At 68.5% G+C, this 17,511-nt stretch carries 17 protein-coding genes and 1 riboswitch; of the genes, 6 read left to right on the top strand and 11 right to left on the bottom strand.

The genetic code is table 11. The features are described 5' to 3' along the window. Positions 1-156 precede the first annotated feature (156 nt). The 5 genes from G1H11_RS23770 to G1H11_RS23750 all read right to left on the bottom strand — a co-directional run bounded on the left by G1H11_RS23770 (position 157) and on the right by G1H11_RS23750 (position 6,123). The gene (locus G1H11_RS23770; RefSeq protein ID WP_163821101.1) at positions 157-1,419 is read right to left on the bottom strand and encodes an MFS transporter; all 1,263 of its coding nucleotides are present in this window, start codon (positions 1,417-1,419) and stop codon (positions 157-159) included. A 195-nt stretch (positions 1,420-1,614) separates the two neighbouring features. Beyond that, complete coding sequence (locus G1H11_RS23765; RefSeq protein ID WP_163821100.1) at positions 1,615-2,481, bottom strand: ECF transporter S component; 867 nt, start codon at positions 2,479-2,481, stop codon at positions 1,615-1,617. Beyond that, positions 2,478-4,286 (bottom strand): ABC transporter ATP-binding protein, encoded by a 1,809-nt coding sequence (locus tag G1H11_RS23760; protein WP_163821099.1) that lies wholly within the window; start codon positions 4,284-4,286, stop codon positions 2,478-2,480. The genes G1H11_RS23765 and G1H11_RS23760 overlap by 4 nt, the downstream gene beginning before the upstream one ends. Next, positions 4,283-5,431, bottom strand: a complete 1,149-nt coding sequence (locus tag G1H11_RS23755; RefSeq protein ID WP_216844085.1) for a CbiQ family ECF transporter T component — start codon at positions 5,429-5,431, stop codon at positions 4,283-4,285. Before G1H11_RS23755 ends, G1H11_RS23760 begins: the two co-directional genes overlap by 4 nt. After that, positions 5,401-6,123, bottom strand: coding sequence for an SCO2322 family protein (locus G1H11_RS23750; protein ID WP_163821098.1), 723 nt, complete (start codon positions 6,121-6,123; stop codon positions 5,401-5,403). Before G1H11_RS23750 ends, G1H11_RS23755 begins: the two co-directional genes overlap by 31 nt. A 126-nt stretch (positions 6,124-6,249) precedes the next feature. Further along, positions 6,250-6,408, bottom strand: a riboswitch (cobalamin riboswitch). 82 nt (positions 6,409-6,490) lie between these two features. Between G1H11_RS23750 and G1H11_RS23745 the strand changes: the two genes are divergently transcribed. Beyond that, entirely contained in the window at positions 6,491-6,712 is a 222-nt protein-coding gene (locus tag G1H11_RS23745) for a hypothetical protein (RefSeq protein ID WP_163821097.1), read from the top strand. Positions 6,713-6,725: 13 nt separating this feature from the next. After that, positions 6,726-8,816: a TPM domain-containing protein gene (locus tag G1H11_RS23740; RefSeq protein ID WP_163821096.1), complete on the top strand. Its 2,091-nt coding sequence runs from the start codon at positions 6,726-6,728 to the stop codon at positions 8,814-8,816. A 36-nt stretch (positions 8,817-8,852) separates the two neighbouring features. On the opposite strand, the gene G1H11_RS23735 is transcribed toward G1H11_RS23740, so the two are convergent. The 3 genes from G1H11_RS23735 to G1H11_RS23725 form a co-directional block, all read right to left on the bottom strand. Continuing rightward, positions 8,853-9,860 (bottom strand): aldo/keto reductase family protein, encoded by a 1,008-nt coding sequence (locus G1H11_RS23735; RefSeq protein ID WP_163821095.1) that lies wholly within the window; start codon positions 9,858-9,860, stop codon positions 8,853-8,855. A 112-nt stretch (positions 9,861-9,972) separates the two neighbouring features. After that, entirely contained in the window at positions 9,973-10,479 is a 507-nt protein-coding gene (locus G1H11_RS23730) for a GNAT family N-acetyltransferase (protein ID WP_216844084.1), read from the bottom strand. After that, the gene (locus G1H11_RS23725; protein WP_216844083.1) at positions 10,476-11,195 is read right to left on the bottom strand and encodes a DUF3043 domain-containing protein; all 720 of its coding nucleotides are present in this window, start codon (positions 11,193-11,195) and stop codon (positions 10,476-10,478) included. Before G1H11_RS23725 ends, G1H11_RS23730 begins: the two co-directional genes overlap by 4 nt. An 82-nt stretch (positions 11,196-11,277) precedes the next feature. Here G1H11_RS23725 and G1H11_RS23720 point away from each other — a divergent pair, with 82 nt between their 5' ends. From G1H11_RS23720 to pspAB, 4 genes are all read left to right on the top strand, one after another. Next, complete coding sequence (locus G1H11_RS23720) at positions 11,278-12,069, top strand: PspA/IM30 family protein (protein WP_163821094.1); 792 nt, start codon at positions 11,278-11,280, stop codon at positions 12,067-12,069. Further along, positions 12,066-12,359, top strand: coding sequence for a PspA-associated protein PspAA (gene pspAA, locus G1H11_RS23715; protein WP_163821093.1), 294 nt, complete (start codon positions 12,066-12,068; stop codon positions 12,357-12,359). The genes G1H11_RS23720 and pspAA overlap by 4 nt, the downstream gene beginning before the upstream one ends. A 148-nt stretch (positions 12,360-12,507) precedes the next feature. Then, positions 12,508-13,410, top strand: a complete 903-nt coding sequence (gene htpX, locus G1H11_RS23710; protein WP_216844081.1) for a zinc metalloprotease HtpX — start codon at positions 12,508-12,510, stop codon at positions 13,408-13,410. Positions 13,411-13,423: 13 nt separating this feature from the next. Further along, a complete protein-coding gene (gene pspAB / locus G1H11_RS23705) occupies positions 13,424-13,990 on the top strand; it encodes a PspA-associated protein PspAB (protein WP_163821091.1) in 567 nt (188 codons plus the stop codon). 242 nt (positions 13,991-14,232) lie between these two features. Here pspAB and G1H11_RS27310 read toward each other — a convergent pair whose 3' ends face one another. The 3 genes from G1H11_RS27310 to G1H11_RS23690 are packed head-to-tail and all read right to left on the bottom strand — an operon-like array spanning position 14,233 to position 17,437. Further along, a complete protein-coding gene (locus tag G1H11_RS27310; RefSeq protein WP_163821090.1) occupies positions 14,233-15,075 on the bottom strand; it encodes an ABC transporter permease subunit in 843 nt (280 codons plus the stop codon). A gap of 59 nt (positions 15,076-15,134) precedes the next feature. Further along, positions 15,135-16,106 carry an ABC transporter permease subunit gene (locus tag G1H11_RS23695; RefSeq protein ID WP_163821089.1) on the bottom strand — a complete coding sequence of 324 codons (972 nt, stop codon included), beginning with the start codon at positions 16,104-16,106 and terminating at the stop codon, positions 15,135-15,137. Continuing rightward, positions 16,103-17,437 (bottom strand): ABC transporter substrate-binding protein, encoded by a 1,335-nt coding sequence (locus G1H11_RS23690; protein WP_163821088.1) that lies wholly within the window; start codon positions 17,435-17,437, stop codon positions 16,103-16,105. Before G1H11_RS23690 ends, G1H11_RS23695 begins: the two co-directional genes overlap by 4 nt. Positions 17,438-17,511 lie beyond the last annotated feature (74 nt).

Below are 17,511 nucleotides of genomic sequence, written 5' to 3'. Positions count from 1 at the left end.
CACGCACGCCGTTCTCCTCACACCTTGTTTTTGATCTTCGACAATCAAAAACCTAGGCGGAAAGAACGGCGTGCGCTGCTATGACACGCTCAACCCACCCACGGACATGTCACAAGAGCCTCATTTGGAGCGGGGTGGAGCGGGCGTGGCACGGGGCTAGTGCGGGGCATCTTCGGGCATGGTCAGCGTCCGGGGCGCCGTGCGCAACGGAGACAACCAGCCGATCAGAGTCGCGAGTGCGATGCTGAGCTGGCATACCAACAATGCCGACGCCACGTCGAGGCGGTCCGCCAGCATCCCCACAGTCAGCGCTCCCGCGGGGAACCCGGCGCCGAACGAGGTCATCCGCCCGATCGTCATCACCCGGCTCATCAATGGCTCCGGCGTGACCTGCTGGCGCAGGGTCACCGACGTCGCCGCGACCACCATGTAGGCGGCGCCCCACGCCGCGATGGCCAGCACCCCGGACAACCAGCTTGTCGCCAGGGCAGTGGACACCCCACCGAGGCCGGAGAGGGGCAGGCAGACGAGTGCGGCCCGGACACCGCCCAGCCGGTAGACCAGGCGCGGCATCACCATGCTCCCGACGATCGCGCCGGCGCCCCACGCAGCGAAGACGAAGCCCAGCCGCCAGTCACCGTCGCGCACGCCAAGGCTCCGGTCCGCCCACACCACCAGGATGCCGACCAGCGAGCCACCGCTGAAGGCCACCAGGGACCCGATCACGGTCATATGCCGCAATACCGGGTGGTCGAGAATGAAACGGAGTCCTTCGGCGATGGCGGCACGCCCGGTCTGCGGCCGCTGCGTCCGGGCATGGCTCAGCGGCCGGATGATGCCGCGCACCAGTAACGCCGAGGCCACGAACGTGACGGCGTCGATCACGATCAGCGACGACGGTGTCATCACGACGAGCAGGAGACCGGCGAGGGCGGGAACGGTGGCCTCCACGACGGTTCCGCCGCCGGCGATGACCGAATTCGCCGACGGCAGCCGACGGCGCGGTACCAGGCTGGGAAGTGCTCCGAGATTGGCGGCGTCGAAGAAGACGAAGACGGTCTGCGCCGCGAACGCGGCCAGCAGGACGTGCACGGCCGTGAGCTGGCCCGCCCAGGCGGCCAGCGGGATGCTGAACAGCACAAGGGCGGCGGCGATGTCCGCGCCGATCATCACGCGCCGGCGTTCGAACCGGTCCGCCAGCAGCCCGGCCCATAACCCCGTGACCAGGTACGGAATGCCCTCGACGACGGCCACCATGGCGGTCCAGGTAGCCGACTGGGTGAGGCTGTACACCAGGACCGGCATGACGACGTACGTGATGGCCGAACCGGCGAGCGAGACGAGTCGAGCCGCCACGTAGCGGCGAAGATCGGGGTCGTGCAGAAGCGGGCGGTCAGGCCCGGCAGAGGAAGAATGCACGCATAACTCCGCTCGCGCCCGGCATCCGTCTTTACCCTGGAGACAACAGTATGACGGATGAATTGTCAAGGCTGCTGTCATGAGCGCACCCGCTACCGGCGCTCGGCGCCTGTGACCGTCATCCCTTCGTGCGTCGGCGACGGTAGCCACCCGCCACACCGACCACGCTCGTGCGGGCGGCGATGATGACCAGGACTAGCTCGTGCCGGTTGGGGCCTGATGCGGCTGATGGGCGAGCTCGAATCTGGCCCGGCGAGCGGCGCGCCGAAGCGCCGCCAGGACTGGCCGGCCCGCCACCAAGCAGAACACGGCTGTGAACGCCGCGCGAGTAACGTCCCATCCGAGCGACGTGGCGACGAGGAACGCGGCGTAGCGCGCCAAATTCTCCGTGACCGGTGCACCCGCCACATAACTGATACCGGTGTCCGCGTAGCTGACGAACGGCCAGAACCACAGGTTGATCAGCACGCCGTAGAGCAGGCCAGCGACGGCGCCGTACGCGGCGAGCAGCAGGATCTCACCCCGGCCACGCATCGGTGGGAGGAGACCCGCCAGCAGTGCGATCCAGCCCGCGGCCATCATCTGGAACGGCAGCCACGGGCCGACGCCACCAGTCACCAGGGCGCTTGCCAGGAGGGTGAGCTGGCCGAGCACGAAACCGAATCCCGGCCCGAGCACACGTCCGGCAAGAACGAACAGGAAGAACACCGGCTCGAGCCCGCCCGCGCCCCCGCCCAGGACCCGTAACCCGGTCCCCAGGGCCGCGAGCACCCCCAGCAGGGCCACCGCCTTGGCGTCCATGCCGCCCTCGGTGAGCTGTGCGAGCACGATGAGCAACAGCAGGGGGAGGAGTGCGGCGAACAGCCACGGCGCGTCACCGGAGTGAGCCAGAGCGGCGTCGGCGCCGATGAACAGCGGCCAGCCGAAAGAGGCGAGCCCCACGAGCGAGACCAGACCCAGCGCGGCGACGCTCCGCGGACCCATCCGCAGCACGGACACCACCTGGCCCGGGAGCGCCGGTGGCGAGTCCGTCGGATGACCGGGACGTCGGCCGACGGTCATGGAACGGCCTCGAGCGCGGATTCGACCTGGCCGACGGTGAGCCACGGTAGGGGAGCCATGATCTTGGCCACCTGAGGCGCGAAGGTGGGTGAGCCGACCACCACGTCCGCGGTCTCGCCGTCCGCCACCGCCTCGCCGTCGGCGATGACGACGACGCGCGTGGCCAAGTCCGCGACGAGCTCGACGTCGTGGGTGGCCAGGACCACGCCGTGGCCCTCGGCCGCAAGGCCACGAAGGATTCCCGCGAGTCGCCGCTTCGCCGGATAGTCCAGGCCTCGGGTGGGTTCGTCGAGCAGGACCAGCGGCGGCCGGGCGACCAGGACGACGGCGAGGGCCAGCGCGAGTCGCTGCCCTTCGGACAGGTCACGCGGGTGCGTCCGGTCGTCGATCTCCGGTGCCAGCCTGGACAGCAGCGACCGGCAGCTGCCCGGCGCGGCGCCGGTATCGTGGTCGGCGTCGTGGCACTCGGAGGCGACGCTGTCGGCGTAGAGCAGGTCGGTCGGTTCCTGCGGCACCATGCCGGTGGTCCGGATCGCGGCGGAGGGCTCGGCGGAGCGCGGATCGATGCCGCCGACACGGACAGAGCCGGCCGCGGGCTCGATCAGCCCGGCCATGGCGCCGAGAAGCGACGACTTCCCCGCGCCGTTGCGGCCCATCACCGCCACCACCTCGTGCCCGTGAATCACCACATCGACGCCACGCAACGCCACCGTCTCGCCGTACCGCACCGCGAGTCCGCTGACCTCGGCCAGGACCGCGCCGGTGCGCCCGACGGAGGCGTGACCGGCACCGCCGCCGTCGGACACGCTCAGGTCGCCTGAGGTGCCGGCCGGCAGCGCTGCCTGCGCGTGATGACCCGGCCGGAATCGGCTGAACGGCCGCCACCAGGGTCCTCGCCGCTGACCGGTGGCCTCGGTTCCTGGTGTGCTCCCGGCGGACCCGCGGTGCTCCTGGATGACGGTGATCGCCCGCGCACCCACACCCGGGTCGACATCGGCCAGGCGCTCTCGCAGTCCGGAGGCCGCCCGCCGTGCGTCGCGGATGGACAGCGGCAGGGGCGACCACTCGGCCAGCTTGCCGAGCTCAACCACCGGCGGTGCCACGGTAGCCGTCCTCATGATCTCGCCAGGGGCGCCGTCGATCACCTTCCCGTCACCCGGAAGGTAGAGGACGTGATCGGCATACTGGACCACCCGCTCGAGGCGGTGTTCAGCGAGCAGCACGGTGGTGCCCAGATCGTGGACCAGCCGGTGGAGCGCGGCGAGGACATCCTCCGCTGCCTGCGGGTCCAGCGCCGAGGTCGGCTCGTCGAGCACGAGGATGCGGGGATGAGCGGCCAGCACGGCCCCGATCGCGACCCGTTGCCGCTGGCCGCCGGAGAGCGTCGACAGGGCGCGGCGACGGACGTCGGCGAGCCCCAGGAGGTCCAGCGTCTCCTCCACGCGCCGGCGCATGACGTCGGGTGCGAGGCCCAGCCATTCCATGCCGAACGCCAGCTCGTCCTCGACCACCTCCGCGACGAAGCCGGCTCGCGGGTCCTGGCCGACGAAGCCGACCACGTCGGCGAGGTCGCGCGGGCGGTGCGTGCGGGTGTCGCGGCTCTCTACGAGGACCCGGCCGGAGAGGATACCGCCGCTGAAGTGCGGGACCAGGCCGTTGACCGTACGCAGCAGGCTGGACTTGCCGGAACCCGTGTGCCCGACGACGAGACACAGCTCACCCTCGGCGATCTGGAGGTCGACGTCGCGCAGCACCGGAGGAGCACCCTCGTCGTAGCGCAGGGACATCTCGTCGAAGACGATCATGCTGCGGCCTCCGTCGCGGATCGTGGCCGTGGAGCCGCCCATGCTGGCAGGAGTCCGGCTAGAGCGCCGGCGACCGCCAAGAGCGGTATCGCGGGCACCAGCAGCGGGACCACCATCAGATTCATGCCGGGACGTGCCTGCGCGGATGCCGTGGCGAACGCCGCCGCGGCAGCCGCGCCGGAAGCGACCACCAGCCATTCCGGCAGCCGCCACGGATCCGGCCGGTAGCGGGTGCGCCGTGAGCCACGGTTGCCGAGCACCAGCCCGGCGACAGCCAACGCCAGCCCGGCCACCAGCGCACCCGTGGCGACCGCGCCGGGTGCTCCGCCGTCGAGCAGCCCGTACAGCCCGATACACACCCCGACCAGGCCGAGCAGGACCAGCCCGCCGGACGAGCGCCGCAGGCGGGGATCGACGGCGGCGGCGCGGCCGAACCCACGCGAGTCCATCGCCGCCGCGAGCTCGAGTGAGCGCTCCAGGGAGCCCTCCAGGACCGGCATCCCGATCCGGCCCACGGCCCGCACTCCGCGCACTCGCCGTCCCCGCAGCCGATGCGCGCGCCGGACCCGGCCCGCGTCCTCGACCAGCCGGGGCGCGAAGGTCATCGCGACGACGACGGCCACGCCGGCCTCGTAGAGCGCCCCGGGTACCGAACGCAGCAGGCGCCGGGCGTCAGCCAGCGCGTTGGCGGCGCCGATGCACGCCAGGACGGTCGCCAGGCGCATGCCGTCGTAGAAGGCGAGGGTCGCCGCTTCCAGTGTGACCGGTCCGCCCAGCTTCAAGCCGGCGGCCCATCCCGGCAGCGTCAGCTCAGGCAGCCGGAACAGCAACGTGGCGCCGCCCGGCGGCGAGGTGAACAGGACCTGGAAGAGCACTCGGATCACGATGATGAGCAGACCGAGCTTGAGGAAGACGACGAATGAACGGCTCCAGGGCTCGGACCCCCGGCGGGCCGCCACCACGTATCCGGCCACGGCGATCAGCAGCGCGAGCAGCACGGGATTGGTGGTGCGGCTGGCCGCTGCCGCCAGGCCGAGCGCCCACAGCCACCACGCCCCTGCGTGCAATGCCCGGGGAAGCCGTAGCTGCCCCCACCGACCGGCCCTGACGAGGATCACGTGCCTGGGGAACGGCGCATCCGCCACACCGCCGCGATCCCGATCAGCACCACGGCCGCGGCGGCGATGCCGAGGGCGAGCTGCGAGCCGCCGTCGTCATCGGCGTCCGCGGCATTCGCCGGGTCTGTGGCCTCGGCGTCGTCCGTTGGGTCATCGGAGGTCTCGCCGTCGCTCGGCAGGACCAGCTCGACGGCCGTCTCGTCGTCGGTGGGCGCCGGGCCGTCCACCGGTCCGCCGCAGTCCGAGCTGGGGTATCCGTCGATACCGCACATCAGCCCGCCGTCGCCGAAGCGGGCCTGCGCCACGGCGGCGAGCACATCCGAGCCGGAGGCGTCGTCGGCGACTACGGCGCATTCCCCGCGAGGAGCGGGCGGCTCGTCGCCCTCGGGCGCGTCCTCGGGTGTGCCGTAGTCGATGACGACGGCGACGCGCTTCTCGGAGTCCTCCGCGGCGGCGCCACCGCAGATCTCCTCGAAGACGTCACCGGTACGGGGGAACCGGGTCGCCGACTCGCCGCCCACCGCGAACCGCCAGCCCTCGATGGCTCCGTCCTCGGGCGTGGTGTCGGCGGGCCCGGTGGGTGCGAACGCCCACTCGCCGTCCGCCCACTGGTAGTAGCCCCAGAATCGATAAGAGTCCGCCTCCGCGGTGCCGGCGACGGCAACGGGGAGGAGGACGGCGGCCAGGACGGCCAAAGCCATGCGGCGCAGCGAACGCATCGGTGTCGCGAACCTTTCATGAGCGGTCCGGGAACGAGGACCGGACCGCTCGACGCCCTCCGGCCGCTGTGCGGTCGGCTATCACCGTCGTGTCCTGTGCCTCGTCCCGCAGACCTCGACGGGACGTGAAGCCGCTCGTACCGGTCCGGCGTTCCGGCTCACCGCGATGATGGACACGGGGCGACTCCTGCGACATGCGAGCAGGACCACCGCGTGCGCGGCCTACGGCTGCGGGTCAGCGTCGGTATCCGACCGACTTCCCCCAACCGGTACATAGAGGTGTTCTCACTGTCCCACGCGCTTGTGACCGGGTCAAAACGGCGGTATGAGAACCTCAGTGGTGTCGACGAGCCTGGAGGAGATTGCGATGGCGTGGAGCTGGCGGTTCATCGATGCCGGTGGTGAGCTGATGAAGGACGAGGACGGCGCCGACGCGGGAAGCACGGTGGAGTTCCCCACCCAGTCAGACGCGGAGAGCTGGATCGGGGAGCATTGGCGGCAGCTGTCGGAGTCCGGAGTGCATTCAGTGACTCTGTACGAGGACGGACGCGAGGTCTACGGCCCGATGAGTCTCGAGCCGCCTGAGTGAGATGATGATCGGCGTGTTCACTGGTGCCCGGCGGAGCGGATCCGCCCTCTCCGTATACGCCGTGGGCGTGGTCCTGGCGCTGGCGGGCCCGGCGGCATGGTCCGCACCGGCCGTCGCCACGCCGTCCTGGGCGACGACCTTGGCGCCCTCCGGCCAGTCCTGTGACGTGGTGCTAGTCGACCACGCGGGTGTGCTGTCCGCGGACGAGTCGGCGGCGATCGAGACAGCGGCACGAGACTTCCGCAGCGCGCTCGCCTTCGAAGTGCGCGTCCGGGTGCTCACGCAGGAGCAGGCCCCGCACCTGGAAAGCTGGGTGGACGCCGAGGAGCAGGCATGCGGCTCGTGGCAGAACACCTCCGGGGGCTTCCGGGACAACCTCGTGGTGCTCGCCTTCACCACGGACACCGCGCAGGACACCGGCGAGACCGTGGTCTTCTACGGCGACCAGGCGCCGTCCGCCCTGGACGACGAGTGGCGTGACATTCAGGCCGACGTCATCAACCCGGCGCTGAACGTCGGGGAGTGGGAACGGGGCATTACCGGCGGCCTGGCGGAGATCCGTGACGTCATCGACCCTCCGCCGGGCAACGGCGGCGCTGTTGCCGGGGTGGTGGGCGTCGCGGGCGTGGGGCTGGTGGGCGGGACCGTGGCGTGGCGTCGTCGCCGGCGGCGTCAGGAACTGGCCGCCCGGTTCACCCGGACGACGTCCCAGTTGGACGAGCTGACTCTGAAGCTGGACCCGGTGACCGAGTCGCTGCGGCGAGACATCGAACTGGCGAAGAGCGCGGTCGCGGCTGAGGAGATCGAGGTCGCGCTGGGAGATTCCGAGGAGATGCTGGACTCGGCCGACCAGATGATCTATCAGCGCTCCGAACTCAGCGCTGATCGCGATCAGCTGCTCTCTCAGCGCAGTCTCGCGGCGCTGGAGACCGATGTTCAGGCTTGGGAACGGCTGGAGACGAAGGTACGCGGCCTCCTTCCACGGCTCGCGGAGGAAGAGGCCCGGATCGCCGCGGTTGTCGCCGTCGACGGCGAGGCGGCCGATCGCCTGGCCCGTGCCGACGAGCTTGCCGCAGACGTGCGGGAAGCCGCTGCCACGGGCAATGCCGCCGGGTACGTGGTGACCGACGACGCCGCTGTCCTCGACGTGTACGACGAGCGGGTGCGGGAGATCCACCGCCTGCTTGACGAGAAACGCCTGATCGCCACGGATGAGAAGCTCTCCTCGCTGATCTCGGATCTGGAGGCGTCCCGCGAGGCGCTCGGCCGGCTCGCCCAGCGTGAGGCGGATCTCGCCGAACGGCTGGCGGCGCTGAACCGCGAGCAGGCAGAGATCGAGGCCCTCGAAGGGCCGGCAGCCGACGCCGAGGCCGCGTTGCGGACGGAGTTCGCCGAGAGCATCAGCGTCCCGATCGACGGCAAGGTCGAACACGGCCGGGAGGAGATCGGTTCCGCCGCCGGCCTGCTGGACGAGGCGAACGGGCTGGTGCAGCGCCGGGACCTGGGCGGTGCCGAATGTCGGTTGAACGACGCGGAGGCAGCCCAGGGTCTCGCCCGCGCGGCACTGGGCGAAGTGACGGAGCGGCTGAAGCATGCGCGACGGCTGAGTGAGTCCGTACCTGAGCGGCACGCGTCCGTCAGCGCCCGGGTGGCCGCGTTGAGGAGCCTGGTGACACAGCTCGGTTCCGCCGCGCCGCAAAGCGTGCGCAGCGAGGCGTCGGCCGCCGAGGCCAGGCTGAGCGACGTGGACCTCACCGGCTCCCACCCGGACTGGATCGCCCTGAACGACGAGCTGGCCGCGATCGAGAACCAGGTGAACGCGGCTACCTCCGAGGAGGAGAAGGCGCGGCGGCGTGAGGAACAGCGCCGCCGGGACGCTGAGCTCGCCCGGCAGCGGCGTGCGGCCGGCGCCACCGCGGCCGTCTGGGGATCCAGCTCGTCGCGCCGGTCCTCCTGGAGCAGTGGAACCACCCGCCGCTCGTCGTTCGGCGGCAGCCGCGGCTCGTCGTCGCGCAGTAGCTCGTCGCGGCGCAGCTCGTCGCGCGGAGGATCGTCGCGACGCAGCTCGGGTGGAGGGCGGCGCGGGGGCGGCTCCCGCCGCTAATCCGGATGCCGAGCCGCCCCCTCGTCAGCGGACGCGTCAGTCGAAGACGGGGGAGCGGGTGGCCGTGACGGACGGGTCTCGTTCCACCTTGTCGCCGAGGATCTCGTCGATCGCCTTCATCAGGTGGGGTTCGAGTGTCACCCCGGCCGCCTTGACGTTCTCCGCCACTTGCTCGGGTCGTGACGCTCCGATGATCGCAGCCGCGACATTCGGGTTCTGCAGCACCCAGGCGACGGCGAGCTGGGCCAGGGTCAGCCCAGCCTGCTCGGCCAGGGGACGCAGCCGTTGTACCCGTTCGAGGAGGTCGTCGTCGTCCAGCCACCGACGGATAATCCCGGCTCCGCCGTTGTTGTCGGTGGCCCGGGAGCCGGCCGGTGGCGCCTGCCCCGGCAGGTACTTGCCGGTGAGCATGCCCTGCGCGATCGGCGACCAGACGATCTGCGACACCCCGGCTTCCTCGCACGCCGGCACGACGTCGGACTCGATGACGCGCCACAGCATCCAGTACTCCGGCTGGTTGGAGATCAGCGGCACCCGGAGTTCACGAGCCAGGGCGTGACCGGCGCGAATCTGCTCCGCGGTCCACTCCGAGACGCCGATGTACAGGGCCTTGCCCGCGCGGACGACGTCGGCGAACGCCTCCATCGTCTCCTCGAGCGGCGTGGAGTGGTCGAATCGGTGCGCCTGATACAGGTCGACGTAGTCAGTGCCGAGCCTGCGCAGGGAGGCGTTGACTCCCTCGTGAATGTGTTTGCGGCTGAGTCCGCGATCGTTCGGCCCGCTGCCGCCGGACGGCCAGAACACCTTGGTGAAGATCTCCACGGATTCGCGACGCTGGCCGGCCAGCGCCCGGCCGAGGACCTCCTCGGCCCGCCCAGCGGCGTAGACGTCCGCGGTGTCGAACGTGGTGATGCCCGCATCGAGCGCAGCCCGCACACATGCTTGCGCGGCGTCCTCCTCGACCTGGGAGCCGTGCGTGATCCAATTGCCGTATGTGATCTCGCTGATCTTGAGGCCGGAACGGCCGAGTGCGCGGAATTCCATGTTTCCGACGCTACCGCAGCCCCCGGACGCTGGCGCCGGGCGATCGTGGCGAGCAACCGGGGCCGCTTCGCCCGCCGTCCTGAGCTTCGCCGGATGCCGGCGCGGCCGACCCTCAGGCGGTCGCGGTGAGGGAGATGTCTTTGGTGAAGAACCGGCTGAGCTCTTCCTCGGCGTGATAGCCGAACGGATCGGCGGGGGAGTAGCCGCTGGAGGCGTACAGGGTGATGGCCTCCGGCTGCCGGTCACCGGTCTCCAGCACGATGCGCTGGTATCCCGCCGCGGCGGCGCGTGTCTCCAGTTCGGCCAGCAGCCGGCGAGCGTGGCCGCCGCCCCGGTGATCGTGCGCGACGTACATCCGCTTGATCTCGGCGACGCCGTCGGCGTGCCGGCGAAAGCCGCCGGTGGCGACTGGTTCGTTGCCGACGAAGCCCACCAGGAACAGCCCCTCCGGCGGGCCGAACTCGTCGGGCGAGACGGGGCTGTTGTCCTGACCGCCGTACCGTTCGATGTACTCCTGCTGAAGCTCGTCCTCCAGCGCGCGCACGACGGGGTCCGAGTACCGCAACGCGCGGATCATGATCTCGGGGGCGTCGCTCGTGCCGAGCGAGATGTCCGTCACACCAGATCTCCAGGCTTGACTGTGGGCTTGGGAAGGCGCAGCCGTCGGATCTGCATGGCGCGCATGATGGCGTAGAACGTGTGGCCGCGTCCGGTGTCATCAGGGAACCGCTTGCGGAACTCCTTCTTGATGCGAATGCTGAGGATGGCCATATCGACGAAGAGCATCAGCATCACCACCAGCCAGACGGTCATCATGAAGACGTTGACCGCGGGTATGGGGATGAAATTGCCGAGCAACACCACGATGATGATCGGCAGGAAGAACTCGCCCACCGTGCGGCGAGCGTCGACGTAGTCGCGCAAGAACTTGCGCTCCGGCCCCTGGTCCCGCTTGAGGAGATACCGCTCGTCGCCGGAGGCCATCGCGGTACGGGCGCGGGCCCGTTCGGCACGGATGCGCTCGCGATCGCGGCGCATGGCCTCACGGCGGTTCAGCGGCGGCTTGACGCGCTCTTTACGAGCCTTCTCCGCTTCGCTGCGTTTGGGGGTCGGCCGCCCTTTGCGGGGAGGCTGAACATGGCCATCGGCATCGGTATGTCCGTTGGCGTCGGCGGTCGGCGTGGTGGACGCGTCAGTGTGCGCGTCGGCGGTTTCGGAGTCGGATCGGCGGCGGAACACACCTACAGAGTAAGTTAGACGTTGTCCGTAGACCATCCGCCGGTGCCCACAACGTTTCGGGTACGCATTCTCAGGTTGTGAAGCCTGCCCTGCCATCCAGGGCCTTGACACCGTAGGGTAGGACGCGAACGCTTCATCATGACGTGAACCACCGCTCGAGAAAGGGCTACCTGGCCACATGGGGATCCTCCAGCGAATGTCCATGATCTTCCGGGCCAAGGCCGATAAGGCGCTTGATCGCGCCGAGGACCCCCGGGAGACCCTCGATTACTCGTACAAGAAGCAGCTCGACATGCTTCAGAAGGTGCGGCGCGGTGTGGCGGACGTCGCCACCAGCCGTAAGCGCATCGAAGTCCAGATGACTCAGCTCCAGCAGCAGTCCAACAAGCTCCAGGACCAGGCCAAGAAGGCGCTGTCCCTCGGGCGGGAGGACCTGGCACGGGAGGCGCTGAGCCGTCGCTCCGGCTTGGAAGGGCAGGTCAGCGACCTGCGCGTGCAGCACGAGGCGCTGCAGGGTGAGGAAGAGAAGCTCACACTCGCCGCGCAGCGGCTGCAGGCCAAGGTCGAGTCCTTCCGCACCCGCAAGGAGACGATCAAGGCGACGTACACCGCCGCCGAGGCGCAGACCCGCATCGGTGAGGCCTTCAGCGGCATCTCCGAGGAGATGGGCGACGTCGGCATGGCGATCCAGCGGGCCGAGGACAAGACGGCCCAGATGCAGGCTCGTTCCGGCGCCATCGACGAGCTTCTCGCCTCCGGCGCACTGGACGACGTCACCGGTACCTCCTCGGACAACCTGAGCATCGAGCTCGACCGGCTGTCCGCGGGCGGAGACGTCGATCTCGAACTCGCCCGCATGAAGCAGGAGCTCACTGGAGGATCCTCCGAGGCGCCGAAGGCTCTCGAAGGAGACGCCGGCGCGGCTCCGGCCGCCGAGGCGCAGGCTCAGCGTGAGGAGGAGCAGCGGTGATCGTACGCATCATGGGCGAGGGCCAGCTTCGCATCGCCGACGAGCACTTCACGACGCTGAACCAGCTCGACGACGAGCTCGGCGCGGCCATCGAGGCAGGCGACGACGAGCGGTTCCGCGCTGCTCTGGTCACGCTGCTCGACGAGGTCCGCAAGGTCGGCACGCCGCTGGCGGACGACGAGCTGGTCGACAGCGATCTGGTGCTGCCGTACGCCGAGGCGCACATCGATGAGGTTCGGGAACTGCTGACCGAAGAGGGCCTGATCCCGCTGGAGCCCCCGGCTCGTTGACCTCTAGACAGGGTGCTGCGCCGGAACCGATGTTCGCTTCCGGCGCAGCGCGGCGCGGAACGCGTCAGCATCCAGGGACGTTGATACAAGCGAGCACGTCCGTGGTGACAGGATGAGCGCTAATCGGGCCCGATCAGGAGGAACGCCGGTGGCACGCAGCAGGTTCGCACCCGACCGAGGGCTTACTTTCCGCATGGTCTTGACCATGGTGGTGCTCGCGGTTCTGTACGTGGTGCTGATCGCCGCCATCTCGTTGGCCACAGAAGCATGGATTCTCGGCATTCTCATTGGTCTGGGCGTGCTGTGGGGGCAGTGGTACTTCTCCGACAAGCTGGCACTTTCGGCGATGGGTGCCCGCGAGGTGTCACCGGAGGAGGATCCCGGTCTGCACGCCATGGTGGATCGGCTCTGCGCGTTGGCGGACATGCCGAAACCCAAGGTGGCCGTGGCGCACACCGATCTGCCCAACGCCTTCGCCGCTGGGCGCAGCCCGAAACGTGCGGTGGTGTGCGTGACCGATGGCATCCGACGACGATTGGACGAGCGCGAGCTCGAGGCCGTGATGTCGCACGAGCTGTCGCACGTCGCGCATCGTGACGTCCTGGTGATGACGGTCGCCTCCGTGGTGGGTGTGCTGGCGGGGTTCATCACCCGGATGTTCTTGTGGAGCGGGATGACCCGCAGCCGCGGCAACAACAACAACGCCGCCTTGATGGTGCTCGTCGTGATGGTCGTGGCTGCTGTCGTGTACTTCGTCAGCTTCCTGCTCACCAGGCTGTTGTCCCGGTACCGGGAGCTCGCCGCGGACCGCGCCGGCGCCGTCCTCACCGGGCAGCCATCGGCATTGGCCAGCGCACTGACGAAAATCTCCGGAGACATGGCACGCATCCCGGCGAAGGATCTGCGCGCAGCGGAGCCGTACAACGCCTTCTTCTTCGTACCGGCGCTCACCGGAAAACTCGACATCGCGTCGCTGTTTGCCAGCCACCCGCCGCTCGACAAGCGGCTGGCGCAACTCGACAAGATCTCCGTCGAACTCGGCCGGGAGTAGGTTCGTTCGCATCATGGGTTTCTGGGACACCATCTTCGGCCGGTCCAAGCCGGCCGAGCCGAATCTCGATGCCCTGTTCGCTCTGCCTACCGCTGCACTGACGCTCGAGACGTCGGCGCAGATGCACCCCACGGGCGTGGGGGCGGTGTGTTTCCGGCAGGCCGAAGGCGGGCCGTTCGCCCGGTTGAAGAAAGAGATCACCGCTCTACTCGGCGGCTCGGAACCGGAAGAGATCCGGGACGACTACGGCTACACCTGGCTCGTGGTCAAACGTCCGCCGGAAGATATGTCCGCCCTGTGCACGGACCTGCATGCGGTCAACTCGACCCTCGAGGCCTCCGGGTTCGGGCCCTCTCTGCTGTGTACCACCATCGGCCTGCGCTCCGACGACAATCGCGGCTTGGCCCTGGTCTACCTCTACAAGCGGGGCACCTTCTATCCGTTCGCACCGGTGGATGGCGCTGCTCAGCGCAGGGACAACGCGCTGGAACTCCAGGTGCGGGCACTCGTCAGCGGCGACCTGCCAATCGAGTCGGATGTCAGCCGCTGGTTCCCCGTCTGGGGCGCTCCCGGCGTCTAGCCGTTGGGTCACCTGATCGTCGATATGTCGTCCGATTCCCCTGTGGTGCTCGGGCCTTGACGATCAGATGACCTGATGGGGCCGCGTGGCGCGGTTAGGTCATCTGATCGCCGCTCGTCCGTATCGTGAGATCTGATCGGACGACGTATGACGGCGCCTGAGCGCGGACGTGTCATCTGATCGTTGCCACCGGGACGATCAGGTGACACATCGACGATCAGGTGACACCGGGGCGCACGGGGTCAATTCTTCACGGCGCCCGCGGTCAGGCCCTGAATGAGGTAGCGCTGGGCGAGCGCGAAGAGCACAACCACCGGCACCACCGCGAGCACACCGGCGGCCAGGATGCCGCCCCAGTTCTGCGCGCCCATGCTTTCCATGACTTGCGCGATACCGATCTGGACGGTGCGAGTGCTGGAGGAGTTCGTCATGATCAGGGCGTACTGGTAATCGTTCCAGGCAAGGATGAAGGCGTAGAGGCCAACGGCCACCAGGCCGGGCTTCGTGAGAGGAAGTATGACACTGGTCAGCGTGCGCAGCCTCCCGGCGCCGTCCATCTGCGCGGCGTCCTCCAGCTCGGTGGGCACGTTCTTGAAAAAGCCGCTCATCAACCACACCGCAGCGGGCAGCGTCATCGTCTGGTAAATGAGCACCAGTATCGTGCGCGTATCCAGAAGCTGTAGATTCATCGCGATCTGGTACCACGGCAGCATGATCATGGGGCCTTGGACCATCTGCGCGATCAGTAGTCCGATGATCGCCACCCGCGCGCCCTTGCCCTGGTATCTCGCCAGGCCGTATCCGGCGAGACAGGCGAAGAAGGCAGTGATCGCGGCGGTGAGGACGCACACGATCAGCGTGTTTCCCATCAACCGCGTCATGTCCAGCCCTCGACCCCCGAGCGCCCAGGCGTAGTGGTCGAGCGTGCCTTCCTCGACCAGCCAGCTGGGGGTGGACGAGAAGATGGTCTGATTGGTCTTCAGCGACGAGACGAGCAGCCACAGTCCCGGGAGCAAAATGAAGCCCATGACGACGACGAGCGAGCCGTAGCGTCCGATCACGCGGACTGCCGAGTCTCTGAACACGGTGGATGCCTCCTGCTGCGGTAGCGCGACGCCGGGATTTACCGGCGCGGCGAACCTGCTTAGTCCTTGCGAGGGCCGAACAGTTTGGCCAGTATCCCGGCGACGACGAGGACGATAGCCATGGCCGTGGCTGCCACGGCGCCGGCCATGCCGAAGTCGAAGCGCTGGAACGCCTGGGTGTACACGTAGGTGGGCAGAATGCTGGTGGCGAAGCCAGGCCCGCCATTGGTCAGCGCCCAGATCACCTCGAACTTGAACCAGGTCAGCACCACGGCGATCATTCCGGCGACGAAGAGCGTCGGCCTGATCATGGGCAGGATGACGTGGAACAGGCGTTGCCGGGCAGTGGTGCCGTCGACGGCGGCCGCTTCCAGGACGTCCCGCGAGATGCCCTGGAGCGCGGCGAGCACCATCAAGGCGATGAACGGCGAGCCCATCCAGGTGGCCGTGAGAAGCAGTACCGGCCACACCCAGATCTCCGACCCGAGCCACACGATCGGCTCGTCCAGGAGGCCGATCTGGGTCAGATAGTGGTTCGCCAATCCATGCTGGCCGTCGAAGATCCAACGCCAGATGATGGCGACGACGATGACCGGCATCACCCACGGGATCAGCATCAGGCCACGCCACAGCCCGCGGAGGCGTAGTCTCTGATTGAGGACCAGGGCGATGGTGGTGCCGACAATCAGCTGCAGGCCGGTGGAGCCCAGGACCCACAGGAAGCTGTTGCGGACGACCCGCCAGAAGTTCCGGTCCTCGGTGAACAGCTCTCGGTAGTTGTCCAATCCGGTGAAGGACTGCGGCTCGGGACTGGTGGGGCGGTGGTCGAAGACGCTGAGCCTGACTGTCTCCACCAGTGGGTAAAACTGGGCGACCAGCAGGTAGAGCAGGACAGGTGACATCAGCAGGACCCAGAAGCCGTGCTTTTGCAGCCATCGGCGCCCACGGCCCGGGCGGCCGGCGGGTGTGGCGCCCGTCTGCCGCGTCGGGCGGGGATCCGCGGTCCGGCGCCGCGTACCGGTCTGGTTCACTGCCGGTCCTTGACCTCGCCGATGCGTTCCATGAGCAGTGCGTACGCTTCGTCGGCGTCGATGCTGCCGTCGTTGAACGTCCGCATGATCTCCTGTACCTCGGGCTCCATCTCGGGCTGTCCGGGAATCGGCTCGTAGGCGACGCCGCCTTCGTCGATCAGCGCCATCATGTCCTCGATCTGCCGGGTCTGGCCGTCGATCGCCTCGGGGTAGATGTCGGGCAGGTGTTCGACGATGGCGTCGACACCGACCGTAGTGCGGGCGGGCACGTGCACGACGGAGGCCTGCCGGGCCACCCACTCGTCGTCCACCAGCCGTTCGAGCACGTTCCACGACAGATCCGGGTTCTGTCCACCGGCGAAGATGCCATAGCCGACGTTCATCACCGGAGCCTTACTCTGCTCGGCCGACGGTCCGGCCGGGTAGGCGATCTGCCGCGACACGTCGATGATCTGCGGGTTGAGCTCATACACGTTTGGGGTGAAGAACGTTCCGGCGGCGATCATGCCGACCTCGCCGTTGGCGTAGGCGCGGAACATGTCCGCGTAGTCCCAGGTGACATCCGCGGCCGGCCGGTACGGACGCATCGCCTCGAAGTGGTCGAGTAGCTCCCGCCACTGCTGCTCGGCCTCCGGGCTGGTGTCATTCATGAGCAGGTCGTTGCTGTACGCGGCTGTCATCGGCACCCGGAACGCGAATCGCGGATTGCCCATCGGGTAGGCGAAACCGTACGTGTCCTCGGTGGTCATCGCCTCCGCGGCGGCCTCCATGTCGGCCCACGTCTTCAGATCCTCCACGGCCATTCCGGCTTCGGCGAGGAGTTCCTCGTTGACCACGAGGGTGAATGCCTGTGCCAGATACGGCACCGCGTAGAGCTCGCCGTCCACGGTGGAGTACTCGAGGGTGCCGGGCCGGAACTCGGAGGCCTCGAGGTCACTGCCCTCGAGGCGATCGCGGAGCGGCTCGAGTCCCTGCATCCGGACCAGGTCGAGGACATCCTGGGTCATCGTAAGGTCAGGAGGATTGCCGGCTTGGATACGGATGGCCAGCTGGTCTTGCATGTCCCCCCAGGACATGAAGTTGTACTCCAGTTTCAGGTTGGGGTTGTCCTCGTTGAGATCGGCCTGGAAGTCTTCGGCCACCCGCATCTCGGGGTCGGACGTACCGGGCCAGATGAACTGCAGCTCAGCGTCGGCGTCTTCGATGTTGGCGTTGCCACCGCTGGCGCTATCGGGGTCACCGTCGTCGGAGCCACAGGCGGCGAGCGCCAACGCGGCTGCGGCGGGAAAGGCGAACCAGGCACGGCGGGTGATCAGTCGGGACGAATTCATGGTTGACACACACTCCTTTGTGTTAGGGGCCGACGGAGAGGGTCGGCGGGCAAGCCGCGGGACTGTCCGCTGCT

Origin of the sequence: Phytoactinopolyspora alkaliphila (assembly GCF_010550695.1) — a bacterium.
GTDB lineage: Bacteria > Actinomycetota > Actinomycetes > Jiangellales > Jiangellaceae > Phytoactinopolyspora > Phytoactinopolyspora alkaliphila.
The sequence above is the reverse complement of the archived record's forward strand: the minus strand, read 5'-3'. Positions and strand labels throughout refer to the sequence as shown.

What these genes read in the sequence shown, in the direction of transcription:
- G1H11_RS23765 (WP_163821100.1), bottom strand. Translation starts at nt 2,481, where the DNA reads ATGACCGTCGGCCGACGTCCCGGTCATCCGACGGACTCGCCACCGGCG.
- G1H11_RS23760 (WP_163821099.1), bottom strand. Translation starts at nt 4,286, where the DNA reads ATGATCGTCTTCGACGAGATGTCCCTGCGCTACGACGAGGGTGCTCCT.
- G1H11_RS23750 (WP_163821098.1), bottom strand. Translation starts at nt 6,123, where the DNA reads ATGCGTTCGCTGCGCCGCATGGCTTTGGCCGTCCTGGCCGCCGTCCTC.
- G1H11_RS23745 (WP_163821097.1), top strand. Translation starts at nt 6,491, where the DNA reads ATGGCGTGGAGCTGGCGGTTCATCGATGCCGGTGGTGAGCTGATGAAG.
- G1H11_RS23735 (WP_163821095.1), bottom strand. Translation starts at nt 9,860, where the DNA reads ATGGAATTCCGCGCACTCGGCCGTTCCGGCCTCAAGATCAGCGAGATC.
- G1H11_RS23725 (WP_216844083.1), bottom strand. Translation starts at nt 11,195, where the DNA reads ATGGCAGGGCAGGCTTCACAACCTGAGAATGCGTACCCGAAACGTTGT.
- G1H11_RS23720 (WP_163821094.1), top strand. Translation starts at nt 11,278, where the DNA reads ATGGGGATCCTCCAGCGAATGTCCATGATCTTCCGGGCCAAGGCCGAT.
- pspAB (WP_163821091.1), top strand. Translation starts at nt 13,424, where the DNA reads ATGGGTTTCTGGGACACCATCTTCGGCCGGTCCAAGCCGGCCGAGCCG.
- G1H11_RS23690 (WP_163821088.1), bottom strand. Translation starts at nt 17,437, where the DNA reads ATGAATTCGTCCCGACTGATCACCCGCCGTGCCTGGTTCGCCTTTCCC.